The 11,798-nt window shown below is 38.0% G+C and carries 12 protein-coding genes and 1 riboswitch; of the genes, 7 read left to right on the forward strand and 5 right to left on the reverse strand.

The window, feature by feature from the left end:
• Positions 1-115 precede the first annotated feature (115 nt).
• Both EYB29_RS08980 and EYB29_RS08985 read left to right on the forward strand, forming a co-directional pair.
• Positions 116-1,006: a fructose bisphosphate aldolase gene (locus tag EYB29_RS08980; protein WP_166627083.1), complete on the forward strand. Its 891-nt coding sequence runs from the start codon at positions 116-118 to the stop codon at positions 1,004-1,006.
• Between the two features lie 54 nt (positions 1,007-1,060).
• Positions 1,061-1,609, forward strand: a complete 549-nt coding sequence (locus EYB29_RS08985) for a cysteine hydrolase family protein (protein WP_026866735.1) — start codon at positions 1,061-1,063, stop codon at positions 1,607-1,609.
• A gap of 192 nt (positions 1,610-1,801) precedes the next feature.
• Here the strand turns inward: EYB29_RS08985 and EYB29_RS08990 are convergent, their stop codons facing one another.
• Positions 1,802-3,238, reverse strand: coding sequence for a phospholipase D family protein (locus EYB29_RS08990; protein WP_166627084.1), 1,437 nt, complete (start codon positions 3,236-3,238; stop codon positions 1,802-1,804).
• Positions 3,239-3,323: 85 nt separating this feature from the next.
• Here EYB29_RS08990 and EYB29_RS08995 point away from each other — a divergent pair, with 85 nt between their 5' ends.
• The 3 genes from EYB29_RS08995 to EYB29_RS09005 all read left to right on the forward strand — a co-directional run bounded on the left by EYB29_RS08995 (position 3,324) and on the right by EYB29_RS09005 (position 5,261).
• The gene (locus tag EYB29_RS08995; protein WP_026866732.1) at positions 3,324-4,001 is read left to right on the forward strand and encodes an RluA family pseudouridine synthase; all 678 of its coding nucleotides are present in this window, start codon (positions 3,324-3,326) and stop codon (positions 3,999-4,001) included.
• Positions 3,988-4,761, forward strand: coding sequence for an NRDE family protein (locus EYB29_RS09000; protein ID WP_166627085.1), 774 nt, complete (start codon positions 3,988-3,990; stop codon positions 4,759-4,761). The genes EYB29_RS08995 and EYB29_RS09000 overlap by 14 nt, the downstream gene beginning before the upstream one ends.
• A riboswitch (PreQ1 riboswitch) is annotated at positions 4,760-4,803 on the forward strand. (Overlaps the previous gene by 2 nt.)
• An 8-nt stretch (positions 4,804-4,811) precedes the next feature.
• On the forward strand, positions 4,812-5,261 hold the full coding sequence (locus tag EYB29_RS09005; RefSeq protein WP_026866730.1) for a QueT transporter family protein: 450 nt from the start codon (positions 4,812-4,814) through the stop codon (positions 5,259-5,261).
• Positions 5,262-5,515: 254 nt separating this feature from the next.
• On the opposite strand, the gene groL is transcribed toward EYB29_RS09005, so the two are convergent.
• Both groL and groES read right to left on the reverse strand, forming a co-directional pair.
• Positions 5,516-7,141 carry a chaperonin GroEL gene (groL, locus tag EYB29_RS09010; RefSeq protein WP_166627086.1) on the reverse strand — a complete coding sequence of 542 codons (1,626 nt, stop codon included), beginning with the start codon at positions 7,139-7,141 and terminating at the stop codon, positions 5,516-5,518.
• 39 nt (positions 7,142-7,180) lie between these two features.
• A complete protein-coding gene (gene groES, locus EYB29_RS09015; protein WP_026866728.1) occupies positions 7,181-7,465 on the reverse strand; it encodes a co-chaperone GroES in 285 nt (94 codons plus the stop codon).
• A 187-nt stretch (positions 7,466-7,652) separates the two neighbouring features.
• Between groES and EYB29_RS09020 the strand changes: the two genes are divergently transcribed.
• Positions 7,653-8,420 (forward strand): CPBP family intramembrane glutamic endopeptidase, encoded by a 768-nt coding sequence (locus EYB29_RS09020; protein ID WP_026866727.1) that lies wholly within the window; start codon positions 7,653-7,655, stop codon positions 8,418-8,420.
• 53 nt (positions 8,421-8,473) lie between these two features.
• On the opposite strand, the gene EYB29_RS11660 is transcribed toward EYB29_RS09020, so the two are convergent.
• The gene (locus tag EYB29_RS11660; protein WP_026866726.1) at positions 8,474-9,313 is read right to left on the reverse strand and encodes a TPM domain-containing protein; all 840 of its coding nucleotides are present in this window, start codon (positions 9,311-9,313) and stop codon (positions 8,474-8,476) included.
• Positions 9,313-9,912 carry a LemA family protein gene (locus tag EYB29_RS09030; protein ID WP_026866725.1) on the reverse strand — a complete coding sequence of 200 codons (600 nt, stop codon included), beginning with the start codon at positions 9,910-9,912 and terminating at the stop codon, positions 9,313-9,315. Before EYB29_RS09030 ends, EYB29_RS11660 begins: the two co-directional genes overlap by 1 nt.
• Positions 9,913-10,075: 163 nt before the next feature.
• Here EYB29_RS09030 and EYB29_RS09035 point away from each other — a divergent pair, with 163 nt between their 5' ends.
• The gene (locus EYB29_RS09035; RefSeq protein ID WP_166627087.1) at positions 10,076-11,776 is read left to right on the forward strand and encodes a M3 family oligoendopeptidase; all 1,701 of its coding nucleotides are present in this window, start codon (positions 10,076-10,078) and stop codon (positions 11,774-11,776) included.
• Positions 11,777-11,798: the final 22 nt, after the last annotated feature.

The raw sequence follows: 11,798 nt of genomic DNA on the forward strand, positions 1-11,798 counted from the left end.
TGCTACTTTCATCCTAACTGAAATTTGCTTAAAGGTTAAAGATTTGAACTTGCAGTTAAGCGCTTTTTTTAGCATACTATAAAGGAGTGTAAAACTTTTAAAGGAGTGATATTTAATGAATCAAGAACAGCTTGATAAAGTAAAACAAGGAAACGGCTTTATAGCTGCCTTAGACCAAAGTGGCGGAAGTACACCTAAAGCATTAAAAGCTTATGGTGTCGATGAAAGCCAGTACTCTAATGAAAATGAAATGTTCGACCTTGTACATGAAATGCGTACACGTATTGTCACTTCACCTTCATTTACTTCTGATAAAGTTCTAGGTGCGATCCTTTTCGAACAGACAATAGACCGTGAAGTTGAAGGTGAATACACAGGAAATTATTTAGCAAACAAAGGTGTTGTACCTTTCTTAAAAGTCGACAAGGGCTTAGCTGACGAAAAGAATGGCGTACAGTTAATGAAACCTATGCCGGACCTTGAAGATTTACTAGCGCGTGCAAATGACCGTAACATCTTCGGTACAAAAATGCGCTCTAACATCCTTTCAGCAAATGAAGCAGGCATTAAGTCAATTGTTGACCAGCAGTTTGAAGTGGGTAAACAAATTATTGCTGCTGGCTTAGTGCCAATCATTGAGCCTGAAGTTAACATTCATGCTGAAGACAAAAAAGAGATCGAAGAAATCTTAAACAGAGAAATCTTACAACAATTAGACACACTTGCTGAAGATGAGTTAGTGATGTTGAAATTGACAATCCCAACAGTTGCGGATCAGTACAAAGCATTAGTTGATCACCCTAATGTGATTCGTGTTGTTGCCTTATCTGGTGGATATAGTCGTGACGAAGCAAACGAATTACTAAAAGAAAACCACGGTGTGATTGCCAGCTTCTCACGTGCACTTTCTAGTGATTTACGTGCGGACCAATCAGATGAAGAATTTGATGCGAAACTTGCTGAAGCAATCGATTCAATCTACGATGCATCAGTAAATAAAAAATAATATTAAAAAAAGACAATGGTAGCTACCATTGTCTTTTTTATAAAGGAGAATCCATTGATGAAAGGATTATTAAATATTGATTACACCTATGACTTTGTTGCAGATGACGGGAAGCTCACAGCCGGTAAACCCGCACAAGATGTACACGATGCGCTTGTAAAAATTACTAAGGATTTTATCGACAATGGTGACTATATAATCTTTGCAATTGATGCGCATGAAGCAGATGATACCTATCATCCAGAAACCAAGCTTTTCCCACCCCACAATATCATTGGTACAAGTGGTCGTGACTTATACGGGGAGCTAGAAGTACTGTATCAGGAAAACAAAGATAAGGATAACGTCTACTATACCGATAAAACCCGCTACTCCGCTTTTGTTGGTACAGATGTAGAGCTGCGTTTGAAAGCTCGGGGAATTACTGAACTGCATCTTGTTGGTGTGTGTACAGATATTTGTATTCTACACACAGCTATTGATGCCTATAACAAAGGCTTTGATATTGTCATTCATGAAGCTGCTGTTCAAAGTTTTAATGAAGATGGACATAAAGCTGCGTTGGATCACTTTAAGAATTCCTTAGGTGCAAAAATAATTTAAAACAGCTCGGTCTGGTGATATGTTACTGTTTTTGACAGCACTTATCACCATTTCTACTCTTTTCGGTAATAAGTCACCTTTATTTTTGACACTTATCACCATTTTTACTCTTTTCGGTGATAAGTCACCTTTATTTTTGGCACTTATCACCATTTTTACTCTTTTCGGTGATAAGTACTCATTAAATATAAATCAAAATGTCGATAGACCGAAAAATTCTTGTATTCTATATAAAATAGTCTTACCAAGTGAATCTTCAGCCTCTTCTTCATAATCTAAAGTGTATTCTGCCCCGTCATTATTCCAAAGTGTGTCGTAGTACGTCGTCACATGGGAAGAAAAGTCACTACCTTTTGGTGCAGTCACCATCATATTCGTCTCGAGGTTATAATCGTCTAAATTTCGTCTCGTAAAATTAGCTGACCCACCATTAAATATGACTTCATCCTCTGCTTCTAACATGATAAATTTCGAATGATATTGCTCTCCACTCGATTTATACCAACGGATTTCTGGTGGATTTTCATAGGACATCAATTCATCTGCGACGGGTTTATTTGGCACCCCGTTCTTCTCATTACCGAAGGCATCTTTATTTATATCCAAAATCAACTTTACATTCACGTCACGGTCGACTGCTGATTTCAACGCCTCAATAACATCACGGTCTGACAAATAAAACAGCCCAAGCTTCAGATGATCTTCAGAATCAGCCTCATCTATCATAGTCAAAATATTTTCTTTAATCTTACCTTCTGTCATGAATTTCACTTTGTATTCGCCAGTCTCATCTTCAGCTTCAAGCCCATCTTTAAAATCACTAAAGATTCGTGTATCTCCACCGCTAAAGTTCACGACAGCTCTTTCTGAATCTAGAAATTCTTCGATAATTGGTCCACTAGTCTTTAAAGCAATATTTGAATGATGTGCACTCGCATCGTGTGGGTTTAAGGAAGTTACCAATACATCTTTCTCATTAATGACAACTTTTCTATGATTGGCTTTAAAGTTCAACATCTGTATATATGAACGAATATTAACTTCAGGGCCATCGGGCCTAAGCACATTGGTCAGCCAAGCTTCTTTTGAGGTCCCAAAATGCTGTAAATACGAACGATAAACCCCTGAATAAATCGAGTTAGAGTCTCTGAGCTTAGATAAATCAGTATAGATAAGGTTGATACCCGCTTCTTCAAGAGCAGCCAGGTGATCTGGTGTATAGGTTCCATAAAATGTATTGATCGGATCTGTTATAAAAACAATTTCTAAGTCTGGATTTTTATTCTTTTTTTCAATTAGTTTGTTTGCTAAGTCTTGTGACAATGTAGGAAAATCTAAAGTTTCATGATTATAATCATCATTGAATAAAAACATATCTATAACTAAGAAGTCTTCTGCCTCATCAATCATCTGGTAAATCTCATCAATAATTTGTTGCTTGGACTGTGACTCACCTTCAGCATTCATCAAAGTAATGTCATACAAAAAATTCACATCATCAGTTTGATAGACTTCTGATTCATAGGAAACACCATTTGGAACCGGCATAAAATGGCGAGCTGTCATCACTACTAAGGGGATGAGCACGATAAATAACAAAACGATGTACAAGACGTAACGCTTTTTCATAATTCACCTCATCTTAGTCATTTACTCATTAATGGCGCCCCAACATGATATAATATAAACTACCAATTTTAAGGAGCTTAAACTCGTGAATATCAATGTATTATATGAAGATAATCATCTGTTGATTGTCGACAAGCCTGTTAATATACCTGTTCAAGCGGACTCTTCAGAAGATGAAGATCTCTTAACTCTATTAAAAGCATATATAAAAGAAAAATACAATAAGCCTGGAGATGTTTTTTTAGGTCTAGTACACCGTCTAGACCGTCCCGTTGGTGGTGCGATTGTGTTTGCAAGAACATCTAAAGCTGCATCCAGACTATCAAATGAAGTACGTTTGCATAAGTTAGAACGTGAATACCATGCGGTAGTTGAAGGTACTTTGAATCAGAAAAAAGGGACCTTAACGAATTACCTCTTCAAAAACCAGGCAAAAAATATTTCGAAAGTTGTACACAAAAACCACAAAAATACCAAAGAGGCAAAATTGGACTATGAAGTCAAAGAGGCAGTAGATGGTTTATCTTTAGTTAAAGTCAAACTACACACAGGTCGATCACATCAAATTAGGGTCCAATTGTCCCATGCAGGCCACCCATTAATTGGCGATCAAAAATACAATAAAAATGCTGAAGCTGGAAGACAGATAGCCTTATATTCAACTTACTTAAAAGTGAAGCACCCAACAAAAGATGAATATATTGAGGTTAGCTGTCAGCCGCCTAGAACCTATCCATGGAGTGAGTTTAATGTGTTTAATTAATTTTAATATTGGCGCACACCCTAAATATAAGATGATTATGGCAGCCAATCGTGATGAGACCTATGAACGACCAACTTCACAAATTGCTTGGTGGGATGATCATCCAAATATTTTTGGTGGTCGGGATTTAAAAGCAAATGGGACCTGGCTTGCGGTCACAAAATCAGGTAAAATAGGAGCATTGACTAATATTCGTAATGTCGAAGAAATGACCAAGATTGCTGACAAGTCTCGTGGTGAATTGATTGTTAATTATCTGTTATCAAACCAAAATGGTGAAGAATATTTAAATCAATTAAAGTCTAAAAAAGAAGATTATGCTGGCTATAACCTACTCGTTGGAGACACTGACCGTCTCTACTATATGAACAACTATCAGTACGATATCAGTGAAGTGACACCTGGTACCCATGGGCTGTCCAATGAATTCCTTAATAGCCCATGGCCAAAAGTTTTAATCGGTAAAGTCGAACTGGACAAAGTACTCACCGATGATGATATTGATGTCGAAGCATTGTTTACATTTCTCGGCAATACTAGAGAAGCATCAGATGATCAAGTCCAACAAACAGGTGTAGACTTTGAATTAGAGAAACAACTCTCACCATTATTCATCAATATTCCAGATTTTGAATATGGTACAAGATGTTCTTCAGTCATTCTTGTTGATCACGATGATAATATAACTTTTATCGAGCGGACTTTCTATAAAGGTCAGCAAACTGGTGAAAGAAAAGAAACGATTATAGTCAAAAAATAATACACAGGTTCGCAAACTCCCTGTCAAAAAAACTAAGGAGATTTACCATTATGAACGTAAGAGATATGGCAATAAATGCCGTCTTAGCAGCAATTTATGTTGCACTCACAGTCATCAACCCTATCGGTACTGGTGCTATTCAACTGAGAGTCAGTGAGATTCTCTGTGTCATTCCATTTTTTAACCGCAAATACATCCCAGGTATTTTATTAGGTTTAGCAATTGCTAATGCCTTTTCGAGCTTAGGTCTTATAGATGTTGCTGTCGGTTTAGTAATCGGAATCATCGCGTACACGATTTCATATTTCGTTAAAAATGTATGGCTCAACGCCGTACAATATTCTATACTTTCCGGACTAATTGTCGCTCTAGCACTTTACCTAGTGCTTGGCATTCCATATTGGTTCAGTGTCATGACTGTCGGTGCTTCTACACTGATTATGACGCTAATTGGAACCTTCATATTTAAGAAGTTTGGCGATAGAATCTTGCCAGAATAATAATGAGAAGCCCTTGATCACATGTGATCAAGGGGTTTTTTGTCTATTGGCTAGTATTTTCGGCATGCCCAATAGAATTTTCACCCTCTTTTGTCTATTCGACAGCCTTTTAGGCATGTCCAATGGAATTTTCATCCTCTTTTTTCTATTCGACACGCCCTTCCTGATGACTTATGGACTTTCCACCACCAAATCAAAAATAAAAAAGGTATGCCCCTTATAAAGGAACATACCTCAATCAAAATTTATATCTATTACATCATACCTGGCATGCCGCCGCCCATGCCACTCATGTCGCCGCTACTGTTTTCTTCTGGAATATCAGCAACAACAGCTTCTGTTGTTAAGAACATTGCTGCGACTGACCCTGCATTTTGTAAGGCAGAACGCGTTACTTTAGTAGGATCCACGATACCTGTTTCTACCATGTTAACCCATTCGTTTGTTTTAGCATTATAGCCAACACCAGGTTCTTGGTTTTTAAGTTGTTGTACAATCACTGAACCTTCTAGTCCAGCATTTTCAACAATTTGTCTTAATGGCGCTTCTAATGCTTTAAGGACAATATTGATACCTGTTTGTTCGTCACCTTCTGCCTCTAATTCAGCGACTTTACTGTGAACACCTGCTAGTGCTGTCCCACCACCTGCAACGATACCTTCTTCAACAGCTGCACGTGTTGAGTTCAGGGCATCTTCGATACGTAGTTTACGTTCTTTCATTTCAGTTTCTGTTGCCGCACCAACTTTGATCACTGCAACACCACCTGCTAATTTAGCAAGGCGTTCCTGAAGTTTTTCTTTATCGAAGCTTGAAGTTGTTTCTTCAATTTGTGCTTTGATTTGACCGACGCGTCCATCGATTACATTTTTGTCTCCTGAACCTTCAACGATTGTCGTATCATCTTTAGTAACGTGAACTTTACTTGCACTACCTAGTAAGTCTAAAGTTGCGTCTTTAAGTTCAAGTCCTAACTCATCAGTGATCACTTGACCACCTGTTAATACTGCAATGTCTTCTAGCATCGCTTTACGACGGTCACCAAATCCAGGTGCTTTAACTGCGATCACATTAAATGTACCGCGGATTTTGTTTAAAACTAAGTTTGTCATTGCATCGCCATCAACGTCGTCAGCAATAATTAGAATTGGACGTGAAGATTGAACGATTTGTTCCAGTAATGGCACTAAGTCTTGGATATTAGAAATCTTCTTATCAGTGATTAAAATATAAGGGTTATCCAGTTCAGCTAACATTTTCTCTGAATCCGTCACCATATAAGGAGATAAATAACCACGATCAAATTGCATACCTTCAACGACTTCCAATTCAGTTTTGAAGCCACGTGATTCTTCAATCGTGATGACACCGTCATTGCCGACTTTCTCCATAGCTTCAGAGATATACTCTCCAATTTCAGGATCATCTGCTGAGATTGAACCAACTTGAGAAATAGATTCTTTGTCTTGTACAGGTTTAGAAATTTCTTGAAGTGCTTCTACTGCACGGTCTACCGCTCTACCAATACCTGTACGTATACCAACTGGGTTTGCACCACTTGTTACGTTCTTAAGACCTTCTTGAATCATCGCATGCGCAAGTACTGTCGCAGTTGTTGTACCGTCACCAGCAATTTCATTTGTCTGGTTTGCAACTTCTGCTACAAGTTTTGCACCCATGTTTTCATATCGGTCTTCAAGTTCAATTTCTTTTGCAATCGTCACACCATCATTAGTGATTAATGGTGCAGCATATGGTTTATCTAAAACGACGTTACGTCCTTTAGGACCCATCGTCACTTTTACAGCATTCGCTAATTTGTCCACACCAGCAAGCATTGACTGACGTGCACCTTCTGAAAACTTAAGTTCTTTAGCCATGATTATACCTCCAAAATTTCATAATATGTTAATTATTAATTATTCTACAACTGCTAAGATTTCTGAATCTGATAAAATTAGGTAAGTATTGTCACCATATTCAACTTCTGAACCAGCAAATTTCTGATAAACGACTCTGTCGCCTTCTTTAACTTGCATATCTACAGTCGTTCCATTCTCTAATACACGGCCTGTACCAACAGCAACGACAACACCTTCTTGAGGTTTTTCTTTTGCCGAGTCAGTTAAAATAATACCGCTAGTTGTTTTTTCTTCTTTTTGAGTTAAATCTACTATTACACGATTTCCAATTGGTTTTAGCATGGAAATGGCCTCCTTATTATTCTTGCTTAATTATAAAAGAACAATGAGCTGGCACTCTTTATATCAGAGTGCTAACATAATTTATATTAATCAAAATTGGTCAATATTGCAAGCAAAAAGACTGAAATACTTTTGACTTACTTCATTTTAATGTAAGATAAAACTATTCGAAATTGGAGGTTTAATCTTGAGACGCTTATATAGCCTACTTATAATTTTAACATTCTTGGCAGTACAATTTGCACTCTTACCTATCGGTTTGGTTTTTGCTGCTTTAGATCCGACACTTGGACCAAATGAACTGGTCGAAAAAATGATTCCATATCAGATTATTACCTTTGCACTCGGTGCAATCATTGTTATCGTTATCGGTAACCTTCACAAGAACAAAAATCGTATTGAACTTGGCAAACAGTCTGATCCATTACTTACAACAGTATGGATTATCGGTGGGGTTGTACTCGCCTACCTTTCACAAATTGTCGCAAGTTTAATCAATATTTCTATACTCGGAAACCCTGTCGAAAGTGAAAATACGATGGAAATCGTCGATATGATTTTCTCTTCACCATTTATGGTGCTCGTCGTCGTATTATTTGGACCGATTATAGAAGAGTATGTATTTAGAAGAGCAATATTTGCTGAGATTTTTGAACTATTTAAAGCAAATTCAAGGACTCAAAAAGTCATTGCCTTCTTAATTGCAGGTCTCGTGAGTGGTTTAATATTTGCTGTTGCTCACGCTGACTTCACTCATATTCTTGTCTATCTTTCTATGTCATATGTATTTAGTTTCTTATATGTCATGAGTGGCCGATTACTCGTTCCAATCATCGTGCATATCTTGATGAACGGTATCGTTGTCTTGATTCAAACTGTCTTTAGGGATTATTTAGAACAGGCGGCTGAACTCCAAGACCAACTCAATACAATTCTAACGACATTCTTTATGTAAAATTAAAAACGCTCTGTAGTATTAGCTACAGAGCGTTTTTACATGCTTATCTTTTAGAATCCTCGGCCAGCGCCACCGCCGCCTCCGGACCCTCCACCGAAGCCACCGAAACCTCCGCCGCCAAAGCCGCCGGAGCCTCCTGATGAACCACCTCCGGGTGGGAAGAAAATGACCGGGCCGTTACGACCACGACGTCTACGGCCACCTGAGCCGCCAGTTCCTGAACCACCGGAACCGCCGTTAAATATAGAGTAGATTACATATAAAATCACCATAAAGATTGCGAGTCTAATTAGAATAGCAAAGAAGCTGTCAGGCTCTTCTTCACCTTCATCAGACGCTGGTTGTTCTCTTGTAAACTCCCCATCTTCATAGCCGTATGCTTCTAAGGACTCCTCGTAAATCGCAGTGTATAGGTTAGTCATTGCTGTCTCATAATCACCCGCAACAAGATCATCATATGCGACGTTATCTATAATTCGTCCGAGCTTGGCGTCGTTTAGATACCCCTCTACGCCATAACCAACTTGAATTTCCACACCTCTATTATTAAACTCATTGTCATTATCAAGATTAAGGAAGATAACAATCCCATTATCTTCTTCACTTTTACCTACACCATATTCTCTGAGTGCACGTAATGCGAAGTCTTGACGGTGTTCTTGACCTGTTGAATCCATGGTAAGTAATAATAGCTCAGCACCGGTACCTTCTTCTAAATGCGTACCCATGTCATTGATTTCAGATATGGCAGATTGACTGAGTACATCAGCATTATCCTGCACAAAATAATGATTTTCATTAAGCGCCGGTAAATCGACTCTTGCTTCTGCTGGCGTCGTAATAAGTAAAAAGCTCAAAACGACACCAATAAAAGCAATAAGCTTTTGCATTACTCGCCACCGTCTTCGTCATCTTGGTTCGTATTAAAATCAACCTCTGGTGCATCCTGTGCAGAATCATCCGCTTCGAAGTAAGGTTTTTCATCGAAGTTAAAAATACCAGCAATAATATTCCCTGGGAAGGTTCTTGTATTTCTATTGTACTCTTGAACTGCTGTGTTGTAATCTTGGCGTGCGACAGCAATTCTGTTTTCCGCACCTGCTAACTCATCTCTTAGACCTGTAAATTGCTCACTTGCCTGTAGTTCTGGATAGTTCTCAGAAATTGCTAATAAACGAGACAAAGCACTCGTCATCTCATTATTTGCCTCAGCCATTTCTTCGACATTACCTTCAGAACTTGCAATTCTAGAACGAGCATCTGCAATATCAGTAAATACTTCTTCTTCATGTGAAGCATAACCTTGAACTGTGCTCACTAGGTTTGGAATTAAATCCCCACGTCTTTGGAGCTGTGTTTCGATCTGAGATTGTTTTCCATTAACCTCTTCATCTAAATTAACTAAGCTGTTGTACCTTGGTACAATCATAATTAAAACAATAATAATAACTGCTGCAAATACACCAATCGGTATCAGATACTTTTTCATATGTGCGCCTCTTTTCAATATACTTTTTAATTAACGATAAAAACCGTTATTTTATAATACCCATATTCACCCTATTTATTGCAAGATTTGATCGCTTATTTATAGTAGATTTTTTAAAGCTTGTGCTAAAATGGCATCAAGACACTTAAGGGGGAATATAAGGATGGTAACAAAGTTCAAAGATTTTAAATATGAACGACCTGATTTAGAAAAATTTGAAGCGACAGTAGACGAACTATTAGGGGAGTTCGACGCGAGTGAAACTGTAGATGATCAAGTTGCTGTAATCGATAAGTTAAACGTCGAATTTGATCATTTAGATACGATGGCTACACTTGCATCTATCCGTTCTTCTATCGATACTAGGGATAAGTTCTACGATGAGGAACGTACCTTCTTTGATGAAAATGAGCCGTCATTTACTGAGATTCAAAATCGATATCGTAAAGCGATTACTGAAAGTAAATTTAGAAGTGAACTTGAAGAAAGATTTGGAGCACAATTGTTCGCACTATCTGACAATGCTTTAAAATCTTTTGATCCATCAGTTAAGTCACTACTTCAAAAAGAAAATAAATTATCCACACAATATGATAAGTTACTCGCATCAGCTGAAATCGACTTCGATGGTAAGAAGCTCAATTTTTCTGAATTTGCACCCTACACTCAAAATCCTGACCGCCAGGTCAGAAAAGATGCTGCCTTAGCAGTGAATGGCTTTATGGGTGAGCACTTAGAAGAGATTGATGATATTTATGACCAACTTGTAAAAACACGTCATGAAATCGCGACGACTTTAGGTTATAAAGACTTTGTCGAACTTGGATATATTCGTATGAATCGTATCGACTATGACCGTACAATGGTTGAGAAATTTAGAAAGCAAGTTGAAGAATATGTCGTTCCAATTGTTACAGAGCTTAAAGAACGTCAGCGTCAACGCATCGGTCTTGATTCATTGAAGAGCTATGATAGTAACTTTGAATTCTTAACAGGAAATGCAACACCTAAAGGGAAAACTAAAGATATTATGAACAATGGTGCTGAGATGTATAAAGCACTCTCACCTAAAACAGATGAGTTCTATACCTTTATGACAGACCGCGACCTCTTTGATGTAGAAGCTAAGAAAGGTAAAGAAGGCGGCGGTTATTGTACGATGATCGCTGACTATAAGGCGCCTTTTATCTTCTCTAACTTTAATGGTACACAAGGTGATGTTGAAGTTCTAACTCATGAAGCAGGACACGCATTCCAGACATATATGTCACGTAATATTACAGTACCTGAATATTCATTCCCGACATTAGAATCTGCAGAGATTCATTCTATGTCTATGGAGTTCTTCACTTATCCATGGATGGAACTGTTCTTTAAAGAAGATACGGATAAGTTTAAGTTCTCTCATATGGCAGACTCTATTTCGTTCTTACCATACGGTGTAGCAGTGGATGAATTCCAGCATGTCGTCTATGAAAATCCAGAATTAACACCAGAAGAAAGACGTCAAGAATGGAAGAAAATTGAGGCTAAATATTTACCATCAACAGATTATGATGGTATTGAACCACTAGAATCCGGTGCCTTTTGGCATAAGCAAGGCCACATCTTTGGTGCCCCGTTCTACTATATTGACTACACACTTGCTCAAGTATGTGCCCTACAGTTCTGGAAACGTGCCAAAGAAGACTTTGAAGATGCTTGGAAAGACTACCTTGCACTATGTAAAGTCGGCGGTTCCTTACCGTTCAATTCACTTGTAGAACTCGCTAACTTGAAATCACCATTTGAAGAAGGTTCACTAGAGTCAGTTATTGATGAAGTGCATAGCTACCTTAACTCAATTGACGATAAGAAATTATAAGATGAATGACAAAGACCATCCT

The organism is Jeotgalicoccus sp. S0W5, from assembly GCF_011634875.1.
GTDB lineage: Bacteria > Bacillota > Bacilli > Staphylococcales > Salinicoccaceae > Jeotgalicoccus > Jeotgalicoccus marinus.

Coding starts and splice junctions, on each gene's coding strand:
- EYB29_RS08980 (WP_166627083.1), top strand. CDS start 116: ATGAATCAAGAACAGCTTGATAAAGTAAAACAAGGAAACGGCTTTATA.
- EYB29_RS09005 (WP_026866730.1), top strand. CDS start 4,812: ATGAACGTAAGAGATATGGCAATAAATGCCGTCTTAGCAGCAATTTAT.
- groES (WP_026866728.1), bottom strand. CDS start 7,465: ATGCTAAAACCAATTGGAAATCGTGTAATAGTAGATTTAACTCAAAAA.
- EYB29_RS09000 (WP_166627085.1), top strand. CDS start 3,988: ATGTGTTTAATTAATTTTAATATTGGCGCACACCCTAAATATAAGATG.
- groL (WP_166627086.1), bottom strand. CDS start 7,141: ATGGCTAAAGAACTTAAGTTTTCAGAAGGTGCACGTCAGTCAATGCTT.
- EYB29_RS11660 (WP_026866726.1), bottom strand. CDS start 9,313: ATGCAAAAGCTTATTGCTTTTATTGGTGTCGTTTTGAGCTTTTTACTT.
- EYB29_RS09030 (WP_026866725.1), bottom strand. CDS start 9,912: ATGAAAAAGTATCTGATACCGATTGGTGTATTTGCAGCAGTTATTATT.
- EYB29_RS08990 (WP_166627084.1), bottom strand. CDS start 3,238: ATGAAAAAGCGTTACGTCTTGTACATCGTTTTGTTATTTATCGTGCTC.
- EYB29_RS09035 (WP_166627087.1), top strand. CDS start 10,076: ATGGTAACAAAGTTCAAAGATTTTAAATATGAACGACCTGATTTAGAA.